Here is a 15,836-nt window from a genome sequence, read left to right on the forward strand (position 1 = left end):
CTGACGGGCGTGGAGATCGAGAAGATGCTTCCCACCCCGAACATCCCGCTGGGCAACATCCCCGAGGCGCAGAAATACCTCGCCGAGGGTTCGCACCGCCGGCTCTATACCTTCAGCCCCGAGGACTACAAGGACATCGCGGCGATCTGGGGCCAGGGCGAGCAGGCGCTGCCGGGCGACCCGCCGGGCGAGCTGCAGGTGGTGGAGGGCATGCCGGATGGCGGCAAGATCCATGAGCTGGTCGGCGAGCCCTCCGCCTTCACCCCGGACTATGCGCCGGAGGAGATGTACGAGATCGCGGCGAAGCTGACCAAGGCGATGCGCTGACGCCTGGCGGAGGGGCCTCGTGCCCCTCCCCTCCCGTTACGGCATCCGCTGCCGGATGCCATCCGCCACCAGCGTGCAGCCGGTGACCGCCAGCAGGATGGCGAGGCCGGGCCAGACCGCCGCCAGCGGCGCGCTGAACACCATCTCCTGCGCGTTGGACAGCATGTTGCCCCAGGAGGGCGCGGGCGGCTGGATGCCGAGGCCGAGGAAGCTCAGCGTGCTCTCCGCCAGGATCGCGCCGGCGACCGAGAGCGCGGTCGCGACCGCAATGGGCCCGGCAATGTTCGGCAGCAGGTGCCGGACCAGCACGCGCGCCTCGCCGGCGCCTGCGACGCGTGCCGCGGCGACATAGTCGAGCGAGAGCTGCGTCAGCGCCGCCGCGCGCGTGAGCCGCGCCACCACCACCCAGCCGAAGACCACCAGGATGGCGGCGATGCGGATGATGTCCGACAGCGCCTCCCCGCGCGGCAGGCCGAAGCGGCCGGTGTCCACCGCCGCCAGCACCACCAGCAGCGGCAGGGCCGGCAGGGCCAGCATCCCATCCGCCAGGCGCATCAGCAGCGCCTCCGTCCAGCCGCCCGCCCAGGCGGCCAGCAGCCCGATGCCGGTGCCGAGCAGCGTCGCCCCGAGCGCGACGGCGAGGGCGACCGCGAGCGAGACCCGCGCGCCATGCAGCAGCCGCAGCAGGATGTCCCGCCCCAGTTCATCCGTGCCCAGCGGATGCGCGGCCGAGGGCGCGGCGAAGCGGTTGAAGAGGTCCGGCGTGAAGGGATCATGCCCCAGCCAGCTCTGCAGCAGCGGCGCCGCCAGCGCGCCGAGGGCGAGCGCGCCCAGCAAAGCAAGGCCGAGCCAGAGGCGCATCAGCGCGAGAGCCTCGGGTCGATCAGCCGCTGCGCGATATCGGCCGCCAGCGTCGCCAGCATGGTCACCAGCGCCGCCAGCAGCAGGGCCAGCAGCGCCAGGTTGTAGTCATTGCCCATGATGGCGTCGTAGATCAGCTTGCCCATGCCGGGCCGGGCGAAGATGGTCTCCGTCACCAGCGCGCCGGAGACCAGCGCGCCGGCATCCAGCGCGAGAATGGTCACCACCGGGATCGCGGCATTCGGGAAGGCATGGCCCCAGAGCACGGCGCGCTCGGGCAGGCCCTTCATGCGTGCGGTGCGGATGTAGTTCGCGCCCAGCTCGGCCTGCATCGCCGCCATGCTGTGCCGCGCATAGCCCGCGAGGTTGCCGATGGCGAGCGTCGCGACCGGCAGGGCGAGGAAGCGCGCGGCCTCGGCGAGGCCCGGCGCCTCCGCGAGGCCGCCGGCCGGCAGCCAGCCCAGCTCCACCGCGAAGAGGATGATGAGCAGGATGCCGAGCCAGAAGGTCGGCGTGGATTGCGCCAGGATGGTGACGGCATCCACCGCCGGCGCCGCCCCGCGCCGGGCCGCGCCCCAGACGCCGAGCAGCACGCCGAAGCCCCCCGCGAGCAGCAGCGCGCAGCCGAGCAGCACCAGGGTGGAGCCGAGCGCGGGCCAGAGCACCTGTGCCGCCGGCACGGCAAACAGCCGGGAATGGCCGAACTCCCCGCGCAGCAGGGCGGCGGCCCAGGCCAGGTAGCGCTCATGCAGCGGCCGGTCGAGCCCGTGCAGCGCCCGCAGCCGCGCCGCATCCTCGGCCGTGAGCTGCGGGTCGGACATCAAGGCGAGGTCCACGGGATCGCCGGGCATCAGCCCCATGACGGACCAGGTTGCGGCGGAGACGAGGAAAAGGGTGACCGCGATCTGGACCAGGCGGCCGGCAATCAGGGCAAGCATCGGCCTCCAGCCTAGAGCAGATCGCGGGAGAGCGTGAACGCCCGTGAGCGAGACTCTGCTCGGAAATCAGGGAGCACCGGCGGATGGACGTTCAGCTATGAACGCCATCCGCCGTAGAGCGGATCGCCAAGCGGCATGAATCCACCGGATGAGCGGCGGCAGGACACGGCCGCGGGCAAGGGCGTCCTCACCGGCATATCGTGCCCCTGGGCCTGATCCTCGGCCGGCCGCTCAGCCGGGCGACCTTCCCGGGGGGGGGCGTTGGGTGCGTCGTGACGCCGCGGGACGATGGCCTCGAACGTCCCGGCATCGTCGCGGCCACGGCACTGATCGCCACGCCGGGCCGATCCGGATCGCCGCGTCAGCTTCCGCCTCCGGACCGCGCCATCTCCGCCTCATGCTTGCGGAACATCGCCTCCACCGCCGCCTGGCGCTTGCCGCTGAACTCCACATTGTTCTCGCCGACCCATTGGTAGGAGGCGACGCGCGCCGCGTTGGTCCCACGGAAATGCGGCATGACGTAGCGGGCATAGAGTTCGTAGGAGCGCTTCGTGCCCTCCCAGTCCGCCCAGTCATGGGTCTGCTGCAGGAAGACGCCGAACTCGCCCTGCTGGCCCTGCAATCGCTCGATCATGGCGATGGCGTCATCCGGCGTGCCGACCACGCCGAGCTTCTTTTCCACGAACCAGTCCACCGGATCCGTCCCGGCGGGGACGGGGAAGCGGCCGGGCGAGTTGTTGTTGAAGTAGTCGATGTATTTCCGGAAGCCGAAGCGGACGTTCTCCCTGGCCTGCTCCCGCGTCTCGGCGATGTGCATCGGCGCGACGATGCGCAGCCGCGCCGGGTCCATGCTCCGTCCATGCTCCGCGGCGATCCGGCAGGCGATCTCCCAATTGGCCGCCAGCGCGTCGAAGGCCGCGCCATCGGCCGCCGCGACGCAGAGCATGGAGAGATCGTACCTGCCGGCCGCCCGCCCGCCGGAAGGCGAGACGGCGCTGGCCACCGAGACCTCCGGATGCGGCCGCGTATAGGGCAGCAGGTGCGCGCGGGCGTTGACGAGGGTGTACCACTCGGTGGTCTCGGTCACCACCTCCCCGCGGAAGAGCCGCAGGATGACGTCGAGCGCCTGCAGCATCCGGTCCCGCTGGGTGGAGGGATCAATGCCGAGCATCATGGCGTCGGATGCCAGCAGCCCCGGCCCGGCGCCGAACATCACCCGCCCGCGGGTCTGGTGGTCGAGCTGGATGAGGCGGTTCGCGACCATCAGCGGGTTGTGGTAGGGCAGCGAGACGACGCCGGTGCCGAAGCGCAGCCGCTGCGTGATGGCGGCGGCATGGGCGATGAAGAGCTCGGGCGAGGCGATGGTCTCGAAGCCCGCCGAATGGTGCTCGCCGATCCAGGCCTCGTCGAAGCCGAGACGGTCGAGCCATTCGCAGAGCTCGAGGTCCCGGTGGATGCACATGGTCGGGTCCTCTTCCAGCGCGTGGAAGGGGGCCATGAAGACGCCATGCCTCAGGGTGAGCGCCATGGGATTGTCCTCCGGGTCAGCGCAGCGCCGCGGCATCCTCCCCGGCGCCGGCGAAAAGGTGCAGGCGGGCGGGATCGAGGCCGAGCGCGACCGTCTCCCCCGGGCGCAGCACGGTGGTCGCCGGCGTGCGGAGGATGACCGAACCGCTGCCCAGCTCGATGAAGTGGTAGCGCTCCGCCCCCGCCAGCTCGGAAACTGTCACCTTCGCGCGGATGGCGCCCGGCGCGTCCGGCGGAACCAGCGCGATATCTTCCGGCCGCACGCCAAGCGTCGCCTGGGGCGTCGCCGGCATGCGCGGCGGCGCCTGCGGCAGGGGCACGGCGATGCCCGGGCCCTGGAAGACCGGCCTGCCGCCCTCGATCCGCAGCTCGCCCTCGATCATGTTCATGGACGGGGTGCCGATGAACTCCGCGACGAAGCGGTTGGCGGGGCGGGAGTAGATCTCCTCCGGCGTGCCGACCTGCTGCATGACGCCGTGGTTCATCACCACGATCCGGTCGGAGAGCGTCATCGCCTCCAACTGGTCATGCGTGACGTAGATCATGGTGGTGCGCAGCTTCTGGTGCAGCGCCGCCAGCTCCGCCCGCATATGGACGCGCAGCTTGGCGTCCAGGTTGGACAGCGGTTCATCCAGCAGGAAGACCTCCGGGTCGCGGATCAGCGCCCGGCCGAGGGCCACGCGCTGCCGCTGTCCGCCCGAGAGCTGGCGCGGCTTGCGCTCCAGCATCGTCTCCAGCCGCAGCATGGGCGCGATTGCGGCGACCTTGCGCGCCCGCTCCTCCTTCCCGATGCCGCGCTTCCTGAGCCCGTATTCCAGGTTCTGCCGCACCGTCATGTGGGGGTAGAGCGCGTAGCTCTGGAAGACCATGGCGATGTTGCGGTCGCGCGGCTCCAGCTTCGTGATGTCGCGCGGGCCGAAGAGGATGCGGCCGGAAGACGGCACCTCCAGCCCCGCGATGATGCGCAGCGCGGTGGACTTCCCGCAGCCCGAGGGACCGACGAGGGAGACGAACTCGCCATCGGCGATGTCGAGCGTCAGCTCCTGCAGCGCATGCACCGTGCCCGTCGGGCCCCGGAATTCCTTGTGCAGCCGGTCGATGCGGACATTCGCCATGGGTCAGCCCTTCACGCCGCCGGCGCCCATGCCGGTCACGAGGTAGCGTTGGATGAGGCCGAAGGCGAGCGCCATCGGCAGGGTAGCAAGCGTCGAGGCCGCCATGATCAGCCCCCAATTGGTGTCGGTGGTGGAGACGAAGCGCATCATGCCGGGCGGCAGGGTGCGCAGGCTCTCGTCCGAGATCAGGATGAGGGCGTAGAGATACTCGTTCCAGGCGAAGAGGAAGGCGAAGATGCCGGTGGCGATGATGCCGGGCACCGCCTGCGGCAGCACCACGTCCCAGAGCGCGCCGAGCCGGGTCGCGCCGTCGATCATCGCCGCTTCTTCCAGGTCCACGGGGACGGAGGCGAAGAAGTCCCGCATCACCCACATGACGAAGGGCAGCGAGAAGGTGAGATAGGCCAGCGACAGGCCGAGATGGCTGTTGGTCAGGCCGAGTTCGCGGAACAGAAGCAGCAGCGGGATGACCAGCAGCGCGCCCGGGAACATGTAGGCCAGCAGCACCAGCCGCCCATAGGCCTCCTTGCCCCGGACGTTGAACCGCGCCAGCGCATAGGCGCCGAGGATGCCGACCGCGAGGGAGAGCGCGGTGGACAGCAGGCACACCTTCAGGCTGTTCCAGAAGAGCAGGCCGAAATCCGTCAACCAGAACAGGTTGACGTAGTGCTCCAGCGTCCAGGTCGCCGGCAGGAAGGTGGGCGGGACGCGGAAGACCTCGGTCTGCGGCTTCAGGGAGGTCAGCGTCATCCAGTAGAGCGGGAAGGCGACAAAGGTCAGCAGGACCATCGCCAGCCCGTAGGTCCGCAGCAGGCGCAGCATCAATCTTGCTCCTTCCGCAGGAAGGCGAAGTAGATGGTCATGACCGCGATCAGGATCAGGAACATCACCACCGCGATGGCCGAGCCGCGCCCCATCTCATAGAGGCCGAAGGCCTGTTCGTAGACCAGGATCGGCAGGGTCATGGTGGAGCGCAGCGGACCGCCGCCGGTCAGCAGGAAGATGATCTCGAAATTGTTGAACATGAAGATGGTCCGCAGCAGCGCGATGACCAGCAGCACGTCCTTGATCTGGTGCAGGGTGATGTCGATGAAGCGGGCGATGGCGCCGGCGCCGTCGATCCGCGCCGCCTCGTACAGGTCCTGCGGGATCACCTGCAGCCGGGCGAGGACGATGACGACGACGAAGGGGAAGTATTTCCAGACGCCGACATAGACCACGGCCCAGAAGGCGCTGCCGGGCTGGGACAGCCAGGCGATCGGCGCGTCCACGATCCCGCTCTGCACCAGCAGCCAGTTCAGCACGCCATACAGCGCGTTGTAGAGCAGCATCCAGACCAGGATGACCGAGACGACCGGCATCATGTAGGGAAACAGCACCAGCCCGCGAACCAGGGAGCGGCCCTTGAAGGGCTGGTGCAGGATCAGCGCGACGGCGGTGCCGAGGATGATCTGCAGCCCCACCGCGACCCCGGCCCAGAGGCTGGACAGCCAGAGCGAGTGCCAGAACTCGGCATTGCTGAACAGCCAGGCATAATTGGCCAGGCCGACCCAGACTCCCTCCGGGTCCAGCACATGCCGCTGCAGGAAGCTGGTGTAGATCCCGTAGCCCAGCGGGAAGACCAGCAGCACCAGGAAGGTCAGCGCGCTGGGCAGGAGAAGGATGACGCCGAGATGCTGGTCCAGCAGCCTGCCGAGCAGGCTGCGTGACCCGATCGGGGGCCGGGCCGCATCCTCCGCCGGATGCGTCCCGACCGCCGGCGGCGCGTGTTGCGACACGCTCCCCGCCCCTTACGGCCGCAGGTCCTTGGTGGCGTCCACCGCCTCCTTCTGCGCCTTCTCGACCGCGATGTTCACCGGCTCCTTCCCCAGCACGATGCGCTGCACCATGTCCGGGATGATGTTGCGCGCCTCGATGGCATCCCACTTGTAGTTGAAGGGGCGGTCCGGCGTTTCCTGGGTGGCGCTGATGCCGAAGTCGATCGGCTCGATCAGCGGCCTGACGATGTCCGGATGCTTCTGCACCCAGTCATGCCGCTCCACCATCGGCATGACGGATGTGCGCGTCGGCACCACATGCGCGATGACCGGCTCCATCATCATGAACATGTGCTGCGGCTCCAGCATGAACTTCACATAGTCCAGCGCCGCATTGGTGTTGCGCGACTTGTAGACCACGAACTCGTCCCAGCCGAGCGCGGTTGCCGGCGTGCCGCCATGCGGGATGTGCACCGTCTTCGACTTCGGCAGCAGGTCGGGCGCCTGCTGGTAGAGATGCGACAGCACGCGGCCCCAGTAGAAGGTCGTGGCCGCCTTGCCGGAGGTATAGGCCGCCGAGGCCTCGCGGAAGCCGTACTGGCCGATATCCGGCGGCGAGAAGCGGCACATCTCGGCATAGTAGGTCATCGCGCGCCGGATCTCCGGCGTGTCGAAGGTCGGGTTCAGCTTGTCGTCGAACATGCGCCCGCCGGCGCCCCAGATCGCGATGGTCGCCTGGATCTGCGTGTTCCAGGTGCGGCCCGCCGGGAAGCAGGCGCCGAACATGCCCCGCGCCGGGTTGGTCAGCTTCTCCGCCGCGGCGCGATACTCGTCCCAGGTCTTCGGCAGTTCGAGCCCCGCCTCCTGGAACAGGTCGGTGCGGCACCACAGCACCGGCCACTGCACGCCATAGGGAATGGCGGCCTGGATGCCGTTCAGATGCCAGGCCTTCAGGCTCGGCGCATGGAAATCGGCGCGGCCGATCTGATCCACCAGCGGCGCGAGATCGACCAGCAGGTTGCGCTTGGCCGCCGCCGCCATGAAGCTGACGCGGGAGGAGCCGGCGACGATCTCCGGCGGCCGGCCCGCCATCAGGTCGGCCGGGATCTTGCGGATCAGGTCATCCCAGGAGGCGTATTCGGGCTGGACCGCGGCGCCTCTGTTGGCCTCGGTGTAGCGGGTGATCAGCTCCTGCCAGACCTTCACCTGGCTCGGATCGGTCTCGGGTGTCAGGAAGCGGATCGTGCCGCGCGCCTGCGCCCGGGCGTGGCCGCCCATCGCCAGACCAACACCACCCGCCAGGCCGCCGGCCAGGAAGTCCCTTCGCTTCATGTTATCCTCCCGCATCGCCCGCCCTTGCCGGTCCGGGTCGCATGTTTTTCTTGTCGGGGGAGATTTGCAGGGTCCTGCGATGGCCGCAACCCGCCTTGTCGGATGCGGCCGGGGCGAGCACCGCGCCGTCACAGCTGCGCCCATCGTCGATCGGCGCTCCGGGCGAGGTCGGCTCGCCCGGAGCAGGCCGGCGGCCATTGCGACGCGACGAACGCCTACCCGAACCGGGAAAGCGCCCCCTTCGGCAGTTCGGGGCGTGGCGACATCCTCCGCGACGCCGCTGCGGGGTCAGGTGCGCGCGATGTCCCCGCGTGTCACGCCACCCGGTGTTTCCAAGGGCCTTGCGGCTCTTGGCGGGGTTCCGGGGGGCGGAGCAGCCCCTGCTGGCGGGGCCATCGGGGCGGAGCCGCCGCCGCTACCGCGCGGCCGTCGCCGCCTCGCCCTCGGCATTATGGTCGAACTCGGGCACCAGCCGCCCGAGTTGCGCGAGCGCCGCCCGCGGATTGCCCGCCCGGCAGGCTGCCGCGATCTCGTCGATGGCCCGCCCCACCAGCGCCGGGTCGGCCGTGCGGGGGGTTGCCACCAGCAGGCCCTGGAAGCGGGTCGGCCGCGGCGGTTCCTGGCCGTGGAACAGCTCCTCGTACAGCTTCTCGCCGGGGCGGAGGCCGGTGAAGCGGATCTCCACATCCTCCTCCGGCCTGAGCCCCGCGAGGCGGATCATGCGCCGCGCCAGGTCCACGATCTTCACCGCCTTGCCCATGTCGAGGACGAAGATGCCGCCCTCGGCCAGCTCCGGCAGCTGGGCGGCCCCAGGGGAGGAGGTATCCGCGGCGCCGATCACGCTGGCCTGCAGCACCAGCCCCACCGCCTCCCGCACCGTCATGAAGTAGCGGCGCATGTCCGGGTGGGTCACGGTCAGCGGCCCGCCGCGCTCGAGCTGGCGGCGGAACAGCGGCACGACGGAGCCGGTGGAGCCCAGCACGTTGCCGAAACGCACGGTGACGCAGCGCATCCCGCCGGGCTCGGCGCCCGCGCGCGCGGCGACATCCAGCGCCTGGCAGTACATCTCGGCCAGGCGCTTGCTCGCGCCCATGACGCTGGTCGGGTTCACCGCCTTGTCCGTGCTGATGAACACCATGGCGCGGCAGCCGACGGCGCGGGCGGCATCCGCCACCACGCGGGTGCCGAGCGCATTGGTGAGCAGCCCCTCCAGCGGGTCGTTCTCGACCATCGGCACGTGCTTGAGGGCGGCGGCGTGGAAGACCAGCTCGGGCCGCAACTCCTCCAGCAGGCGCCGCATGCGCGGCTCGTCGCGGATATCGGCCAGCACCGCGCGGCGCGGCACGTCCGGGTGGCGCTCCCGCAGTTCCAGGTCGATCTCGTAGAGGACGAACTCCCCGTGGTCGAGCAGGGTGAGCTGCGCCGGGCCGAGCGCCGCCACCTGCCGCGCCAGTTCGCCGCCGATGGTGCCGCCAGCGCCGGTCACCAGCACGCGGCGGCCCTGGATCAGCCGCGCCATGCCCTCCCGGTCCAGCGGCACCTGCGGGCGGTCCAGCAGGTCCTCGATCGCCACGGGGTCGAGCTTCAGCCGATGCCCTGCTCCCTGGCCGGCCTTCTCCATCGCCGCCATGCGCCGCGCCGCAGGGTCGAGGGCGGTGACGGAGGGGGCGCGGCGCACCGGGATGCCATGGCGGTCGGCGGCGTCCAGCAGCCGCTCCAGGGCCAGCCCCTGGACGTGATGGGTGGTGAGGACGATGAGGGCGGGCAGGCGCCCCTCCTCCTTCATCCGGTCGAGCACGGCGGCGATGTCGTCGGCCGTGCCGAGGATAGGGTGGCCCTGGATGCGTCGCCCTGCCTGGCGGGAGCGCATGGAGAGGATGCCGACGACCCGGAAGGCCGGCTGGCGCTCGCCCGCCAGCGCGCGGATGAAGATGTCCGCCCCGTCGCCGGCGCCGACCAGCAGCACGGGCTGGGGGGAGAGGGTCGGTTCCGGCACGCGGCGGCTGTGGTGCAGCCGGCCGGCGATGCGCGGCATGCCGAGCAGCAGGCCGAGCGTCAGGGCATGGATGGCCGGGAAGGCCGGGTTGGGTGGCCTCCAGGCGCCGAGCGTGAGTAGCCCGCCCCAGAAAAGCAGCGCGGCGCCGACCGCGGCCACGATGATGCCCATCAGATCGGGCAGGCCGGCATAGCGCCAGTATTGCTGCGGCAGGCGCACGGGCAGGCCGGCGGCCAGCAGGGCACCGACGGCGCCAGGCAGGGCGCCGAGCCACCAGCCCCCCTCCGGCCAGACGCCGGGCGCATCCAGCAGCATCGCCGCCGGCAAGGCCAGACAGGCGATGAGCGAATCGAGGACGAGGTTGAGGAGGATGCGGTGCGGCGCGCGGCGGGCCATCTGTTCGCTATAGGCCGGGACGGGCCGCGGCGCCACCGGCAGGCGGGAGCGGCGCCAGGCGTTGATAGAGCGCGACCAGCCGCGCCGCCTCGCCGGGCCAGCCGAAACGCGTCGCGGCGGCCTGCCGCCCCGCCGCGCCGAGGGCGGCGCGCCGCGCCGGGTCGCGCAGGCCCTCAATGGCCCCGGCGATGGCAGCGGGATCGGCGCTGTCCACCAGCACGCCGCAGCCGGCCGCGCGGATGATGCCGGCGACCTCCTCGGCGAAGGCGGGGGCGATCACGGGCAGGCCGGCCTGCATGGCGTCGAACAGCTTGTGCGGCAGGGCAAGGCGGTGGTTCTCCTCGCCCGGCTGGAACAGCACCAGGGCGATGTCGCCCTCGGCAAGGCGCGCCAGCGCCTCGGGATGGGGCAGCCAGGGCAGGCACTCGATCCGGTGGGTGACGCCGAGGGCGACGGCCTGCGCCGCGAAGGCGGGCTCGGAGCCATCGGTGAAGCGGCCGATCAGGCGGAGGCGGTCGGTGGCGGGGAGGCAGGCCATGGCCTGCAGCATCTGCGGCCAGCCGCGGCTGCGGGTCATGGCGCCGGCATGCACCAGGGTGAGCGGGCCCGGGGCATGGCGCCGGGGCGCGACGGCCACCGGCATGGCGTAGTTGCGGACCGCGACGGTGCGGTCGGGCACGGCGAAATCCTCGGCAAGGCCGTCCTTCGCCACCACCACCGCATCCGCCGCCCGGCCGGCCAGGCGGCAGAGCAGGCGGAGCACGGCGCGGGCGAGCGGGCGCAGCGGCCGCGGCAGGCGGGCATCGAGCCGGCTCGGATAGTGCTCGTGCACGTCGAGCACGGCGCGGGCGCCGGTGCGGCGGGCGGCCAGCAGCGCGGCGAGCCAGGCATCCGGCTCGCTGGCATGGATCACCGCGGCGCCGCTGGCGGCGGCGCGGCGGGCGAGGCCGGGGATGGCACGCAGCCGGCCGCGCCAGCCGGGGCCACGGCGGAAGGTCTCGAGGGCGACGCCGGCGAGTTCGGCTGGCGCCTCCGGCCCGCCCGGGGCGAGGTGGCGCAGGCGCCAGCCCGCGGCGGCCAGCGCCGCGCCTTCCTTGCGGACCACGCGGATGTCGTCGGGCGGATGGGCGGCCGAGAGCAGCAGGACCAAGGGGGCCGGGGCGGCGACCGCGGCCGGGCGCCCCGGCGGCGCTTCGCCGGACGCGGGGGTGCTGGCTTCCGTCGCGCTCACGCGCGCGCCTCCCCAGGCGGGGGCTGCGGTCTGCGCGGCGGAGGCCAGCCGGCCGTCCCCGGCGCCCAAGCCGGGGCCGGAGCGGGGCCGCGCGGGACCGGCCGGGCGGGAACGGATCCCGCAGGGACGTGAAAGCCCGGCAGCCCGCCCCTGCCCGAGGTGCGAGGCCCCCCCGCGGATGGGGGCCCGGGCTGGACCGCCTTCCACCCTTGCCGGGCGCGGCGGCCGGGCGGTGATACGGGGGACGTGATCATGCCCCGAACAGTTCGGCCAGATGCGACGCCATGCGCGGGCCCGCCTGCCCGTCCCAGAGCGGGATGGGCCGGGCGCGCGGCCAGTCGCCGGCCAGCACCGCCGCCACCGCCGCCGCCAGCCTGTCGGGCGGCACCAGCCGGCTGGTGCCGGCGGTCAAGGTCACCGGCCGCTCCGTGCCGGGGCGGAGGGTGAGGCAGGGCAGGTCGAGCGCCGTCGCCTCCTCCTGCACCCCGCCGCTGTCGGTCGCGACCAGCCGGGCGCGCGCCAGCAGGCCGAGGAAATCGGGGTAGGACAGCGGCGGCAGCGTCCGCACCCCGGGCGGCAGGGCGAGGCCATGCGCCGCCAGCCGCATCAGGGCGCGCGGATGCGCCGGCCAGGCCAGCGGCAGCAGCGTCGCCGCCTCGGCCAGGGCGGCCAGCAGCCTGGCGAAGGCTGCGGCATCGTCCACATTGGCGGCCCGGTGCAGCGTCACCACGCCATAGCCGCCGGGCGCCAGCCCCTCCGGCAAGGGTCGTTCCCGCGCCGCCGGCAGGCCGCGCAGCAGCGTGTCCACCATGGCATTGCCCACGGCCCGCACCCGCGCCGGCGGATGCCCCTCCGCCAGCAGCCGGGCGGCGCTTCCCTCCTCCGGCGCCCAGAGCAGGGTCGCCACGGCATCGATGGTGCGGCGGTTGATCTCCTCCGGCATGTCCGGGTCGTCGCCGCGCAACCCGGCCTCCAGATGCGCGACCGGCAGGCCGAGCTTCCGTGCCGCCAGCGCCGCCGCCAGGCTGCCATCCACATCGCCCGCCACCACCACCAGGGCGGGGCGGCGGCTGCGCCAGGCCGCCTCCAGCGCCAGCATGGTGCGGCCGGTGGTCCCGGCCGGGCTGCCGCCCGGCACGCCGAGCGCGATCTCCGGCGCCGGCAGGCCGAGTGGCGCGAGATGGTCGCCGAACATCGCGGGGTCCTGGTGCTGGCCGGTATGCAGCAGCACGGGGCGGAGCGGCAGGCCGGCGCCCGGCAGGGCATGCCAGAGCGCGGCCAGCTTCGGCAGGTTCGGCCGCGCCGCGGCGACCAGGTGCAGCTCGCCCGTCATGCCCGGCACCGGTGATGCCGCATCGGCGGGATCACGCGCATGGCTGGCGCATGGCAGGCGTCAGCCTGCCATGCCTGAGACGCCGACGGCCCTCCGGGCCTTGGCTTCGCGGCACTTGCCTCGGCGCGCCTTCGCACGCGGCCCGCGCCGCACCGATTTCCAGGCCGGTCAGGTGTCTCACGCCACCGCCACCGCGCGCAGGGCGGGTGCCGTCGCGGCGGCCTCGACCACCTCGCAGAAGCGGCCGGCCAGCAGGCGGCGGTCCCAGCGCCGTTCGGCCAGGCCCCGCGCGGCGGCGCGCATGGCCACGCGCCGGGCCGGGTCGGCCGCCAGCGCCGCCAGCGCCCCGGCCAGCGCCACCGCATCGCCGGGCGGCGTGGCGATGCCGCAGGGCCCCTCCCCATCCCCCGCCAGCAGCCGCGCCGTCGCGCCGCCGAGATTGGCCACCACCGGCAGGCCGCTGGCCAGGTAGTCCATCAGCTTGTTGGGCGCCGTCAACTCGGCAAATTCCGGCACCGGCGCCAGGCATTGCAGCCCGATATCGCTGCCCGCCAGCAGCCCGGCCAGCCTTGGCTTCGGCAATGGATCGAGGAAGCGGAGATTGCGCAGGCCGAGCGCCGCGGCGCGGGCCTGGAGCACCGGCTTCTCCGCCCCCTCCCCCACCAACAGCAGCGTCACCGGCGCTCCCTCCGCCTGCAGCAGCGCCGCGGCCCCCAGCACCTGCCCGAGCCCATTCGCCACCCCATGCGCCCCGGCATAGACCGCCAGCACCGTCCCTGCCGGCAACCCGGCCGGCCGCCAGGGGGGAACATGCGGGCCGAAGAGGTCGAGGTCGCAGCCATTCGGCAGGACGGAGACGGCGCCGGGCGCCGCGCCATGCGCCACCGCCGTGCGCGCCATGCCCTCGGAGAGGGCGATGACGGCGGACGCCCCCCGGCAGGCGGCACCGGCCAGCGCGCCGAGCCCCGCCCAGAGCGGCGGCGATCCCACCCCCATGGCGCGCGGCAGCTCCGGCCAGGGGTCGCGGATCTCGAAGACGAAAGGGGTGCCGCGCAGCCGCCGCGCCGCGAGCGCCGGCAGCGCCACGGTCAGCGGGGTGGAACTGGCCACCACCACATCCCAGGTCTCGGCCAGCGCCAGCGCCGTGGCACGCGCGGCATAGCGCAGGAAGGCGGCGGCGCGCGCCGGCAGCCCCTGCGCATTGCCGCAGGGGATGGCGTATTCGACGACGCGGAAGGGGCCCACCGCGCCCTCCCGCCGCCCGCGCCGGAACCCGCCCGCAAGGCCCGTGACCGCCCCGGCATATTGCCCGCAGGCCAGCGTCACCGCATGGCCGCGCGCCGCCAGCGCCCGCGCCAGGGCGAAGCTGCGGGTGCCGGTCGCGCCCGCCGGCGTCGAGAAATGCTGGTGCAGGTAGAGGATGCGCATCAGCGCCCCGCCTCTCCGAAGCAGGCGCGGATGGCCGCGATCACCCGCTCCTGCTGCGCCGGGGTGAGGCCGCTGCCGGAGGGCAGGCAGAGCCCCGCCTCGAACAGCCGCGCGGCGGCCGCGCCGCCGGCCTGCGGCGCGTCCCGGAAGGCCGGCTGCAGATGCAGCGGCTTCCAGACCGGGCGGCTCTCGATGCCCAGGGCGGAGAGCGCCTCGCGCACCGCCTCCCGGTCCGGGGCGCCGGCGCGGGGGTGGAACAGCGCCACGCTCAGCCAGCGATTGGCCTGGCCCCAGGCTGGCTCCGGCATGAAGCCGACGCCCGGCAGGTCGCCCAGCCCCTCCCGGTAGCGCGCGAAGACCGCGCGCCGTGCCTCCACCCGCTGCGGCAGGGCCGGAAGCTGCGCCAGGCCCACGGCCGCGAGCACCGAGGAGAGGGCATAGGTGAAGCCCGTTTCCTCATGCTGGTAGTGCGGCGAGGGCTCCTTCGCCTGGTTCGCCAGGCGGCGGGCGCGGGCGATCAGCGCCGGGTCGTCGGAGGCCAGCGCGCCGCCGCCGCCCGCGGTGACGATCTTGTTGCCGTTGAAGCTGAAGGCGGCAAGGCGGGCGCCCCGCCCGGCATGCCGGCCGCGCTGCGTCGCGCCGAGCGCCGCCGCGCTGTCGCAGAGGACGGGCACGCCCCAGCGCTCGCAGAGCGCGAGGATGGCGTCGAGGTCGCAGCACTGGCCGAAGAGGTCGACAGGCACCACCGCCCGCGGCAGCCGGCCGCGGCGCACCGCGCGGGCCAGTTCGCGCTCCAGCAGGGCGGGGTCGAGCGTCCAGCTCTCCGGCGTGACGTCGAGGAAGCGCGGCACGGCGCCCATCTGCACCGCCGGCGCGATGGTGGCGACGAAGGTGAGGGTGCTGGTCCAGACCTCGTCCCCCGGCACGACGCCGAGCAGGCGGTAGCCGAGATGCAGCGCCGCGGTGCCGGAGGCGGTGGCGAGGAGATGGGGGAAGCCGGTCGCCTCGGCGAGGGCGGCCTCGAAGGCCTCGGGCACGGGGCCGGCCGGGGCGATCCAGCCGCTGTCGAGCGTGGCCCTGAGCGCGGCGAGCTCGCCCCCGGTGAGCTGGGGCGGGGAGAGAAGGATCGGCTCCGGCGCGCGCGGCGCGCCGGCGGAGGGTGGTCGGGGCCGCGCCGGGCGCGGGAAGCGGAGAATCGGTCCTGGTTGCGGGGCAGCCTGGCCGAGCGGCATGCGGGGGCTCCGGCTTGTTGCGCCGGTAAAATCAGGCCGACCTCCTTCAATAACAAGCGATTTTTAATACGATATGCAAACAAACAACGTGAACAATCAGCCCGCATACCGCCCGGCCATGCGGTGGGAACCGCGTCACGCGCCGGGCGGCGCGAATCAGGGGACAGGCCCGGGCAGGCGCCGGGCCGCCAGCTCAGCGCAGGCGGGGATGCGCCATGGCCGGGATGCATCCCTGGCCACCGAGGGGCCTCGACGCCCCCTGCCTACCGGCGGCATGACCCTACCGGCGGCATGACCGTACCATTCATGCCAGGCGCCTGAACCGGCGCCGCCGAAACCGCGGGGCCTGGCCAAGCCTTAGGG

Annotated in this window: 12 protein-coding genes and 1 pseudogene; 1 reads left to right on the forward strand and 12 read right to left on the reverse strand. The window is 72.8% G+C overall.

What is annotated here, in order from left to right; all coding sequences use genetic code 11:
- A pseudogene (locus tag LHA35_RS22520) lies at window positions 1-327 on the forward strand (manganese catalase family protein); the annotation flags it as partial.
- 36 nt (window positions 328-363) lie between these two features.
- On the opposite strand, the gene LHA35_RS22525 reads toward LHA35_RS22520, so the two are convergent.
- From LHA35_RS22525 to LHA35_RS22580, 12 genes are all read right to left on the reverse strand, one after another.
- Complete coding sequence (locus LHA35_RS22525) at window positions 364-1,188, reverse strand: ABC transporter permease (protein ID WP_226612285.1); 825 nt, start codon at window positions 1,186-1,188, stop codon at window positions 364-366.
- Entirely contained in the window at window positions 1,188-2,126 is a 939-nt protein-coding gene (locus LHA35_RS22530) for an ABC transporter permease (protein ID WP_226612287.1), read from the reverse strand. The genes LHA35_RS22525 and LHA35_RS22530 overlap by 1 nt, the downstream gene beginning before the upstream one ends.
- Window positions 2,127-2,487: 361 nt before the next feature.
- Window positions 2,488-3,654: an LLM class flavin-dependent oxidoreductase gene (locus LHA35_RS22535; protein ID WP_226612289.1), complete on the reverse strand. Its 1,167-nt coding sequence runs from the start codon at window positions 3,652-3,654 to the stop codon at window positions 2,488-2,490.
- A 16-nt stretch (window positions 3,655-3,670) separates the two neighbouring features.
- Window positions 3,671-4,768 (reverse strand): ABC transporter ATP-binding protein, encoded by a 1,098-nt coding sequence (locus LHA35_RS22540; protein WP_226612298.1) that lies wholly within the window; start codon window positions 4,766-4,768, stop codon window positions 3,671-3,673.
- Between the two features lie 3 nt (window positions 4,769-4,771).
- A complete protein-coding gene (locus LHA35_RS22545; protein ID WP_226612300.1) occupies window positions 4,772-5,590 on the reverse strand; it encodes a carbohydrate ABC transporter permease in 819 nt (272 codons plus the stop codon).
- A complete protein-coding gene (locus LHA35_RS22550; RefSeq protein WP_226612303.1) occupies window positions 5,590-6,546 on the reverse strand; it encodes a carbohydrate ABC transporter permease in 957 nt (318 codons plus the stop codon). Before LHA35_RS22550 ends, LHA35_RS22545 begins: the two co-directional genes overlap by 1 nt.
- 12 nt (window positions 6,547-6,558) lie before the next feature.
- Window positions 6,559-7,857 carry an ABC transporter substrate-binding protein gene (locus LHA35_RS22555; protein WP_226612305.1) on the reverse strand — a complete coding sequence of 433 codons (1,299 nt, stop codon included), beginning with the start codon at window positions 7,855-7,857 and terminating at the stop codon, window positions 6,559-6,561.
- Between the two features lie 415 nt (window positions 7,858-8,272).
- Window positions 8,273-10,249 (reverse strand): polysaccharide biosynthesis protein, encoded by a 1,977-nt coding sequence (locus LHA35_RS22560; RefSeq protein WP_226612308.1) that lies wholly within the window; start codon window positions 10,247-10,249, stop codon window positions 8,273-8,275.
- 7 nt (window positions 10,250-10,256) lie between these two features.
- Window positions 10,257-11,480, reverse strand: coding sequence for a glycosyltransferase (locus LHA35_RS22565; protein ID WP_226612310.1), 1,224 nt, complete (start codon window positions 11,478-11,480; stop codon window positions 10,257-10,259).
- Between the two features lie 250 nt (window positions 11,481-11,730).
- Complete coding sequence (locus LHA35_RS22570) at window positions 11,731-12,813, reverse strand: UDP-N-acetyl glucosamine 2-epimerase (RefSeq protein WP_226612312.1); 1,083 nt, start codon at window positions 12,811-12,813, stop codon at window positions 11,731-11,733.
- 177 nt (window positions 12,814-12,990) lie between these two features.
- Window positions 12,991-14,241, reverse strand: coding sequence for a glycosyltransferase family 4 protein (locus LHA35_RS22575; protein WP_226612314.1), 1,251 nt, complete (start codon window positions 14,239-14,241; stop codon window positions 12,991-12,993).
- On the reverse strand, window positions 14,241-15,473 hold the full coding sequence (locus tag LHA35_RS22580; protein WP_226612316.1) for a DegT/DnrJ/EryC1/StrS family aminotransferase: 1,233 nt from the start codon (window positions 15,471-15,473) through the stop codon (window positions 14,241-14,243). The genes LHA35_RS22575 and LHA35_RS22580 overlap by 1 nt, the downstream gene beginning before the upstream one ends.
- Window positions 15,474-15,836 lie beyond the last annotated feature (363 nt).

The organism is Roseicella aerolata (genome assembly GCF_020523605.1).
In the GTDB taxonomy this organism is placed as follows: domain Bacteria; phylum Pseudomonadota; class Alphaproteobacteria; order Acetobacterales; family Acetobacteraceae; genus Paracraurococcus; species Paracraurococcus aerolatus.

Bases quoted from the DNA above. Each gene is read 5' to 3' on its own strand.
- LHA35_RS22525 (WP_226612285.1), bottom strand. From the start codon at position 1,188: ATGCGCCTCTGGCTCGGCCTTGCTTTGCTGGGCGCGCTCGCCCTCGGC.
- LHA35_RS22530 (WP_226612287.1), bottom strand. From the start codon at position 2,126: ATGCTTGCCCTGATTGCCGGCCGCCTGGTCCAGATCGCGGTCACCCTT.
- LHA35_RS22535 (WP_226612289.1), bottom strand. From the start codon at position 3,654: ATGGCGCTCACCCTGAGGCATGGCGTCTTCATGGCCCCCTTCCACGCG.
- LHA35_RS22540 (WP_226612298.1), bottom strand. From the start codon at position 4,768: ATGGCGAATGTCCGCATCGACCGGCTGCACAAGGAATTCCGGGGCCCG.
- LHA35_RS22545 (WP_226612300.1), bottom strand. From the start codon at position 5,590: ATGCTGCGCCTGCTGCGGACCTACGGGCTGGCGATGGTCCTGCTGACC.
- LHA35_RS22555 (WP_226612305.1), bottom strand. From the start codon at position 7,857: ATGAAGCGAAGGGACTTCCTGGCCGGCGGCCTGGCGGGTGGTGTTGGT.
- LHA35_RS22560 (WP_226612308.1), bottom strand. From the start codon at position 10,249: ATGGCCCGCCGCGCGCCGCACCGCATCCTCCTCAACCTCGTCCTCGAT.
- LHA35_RS22570 (WP_226612312.1), bottom strand. From the start codon at position 12,813: ATGACGGGCGAGCTGCACCTGGTCGCCGCGGCGCGGCCGAACCTGCCG.
- LHA35_RS22575 (WP_226612314.1), bottom strand. From the start codon at position 14,241: ATGCGCATCCTCTACCTGCACCAGCATTTCTCGACGCCGGCGGGCGCG.
- LHA35_RS22580 (WP_226612316.1), bottom strand. From the start codon at position 15,473: ATGCCGCTCGGCCAGGCTGCCCCGCAACCAGGACCGATTCTCCGCTTC.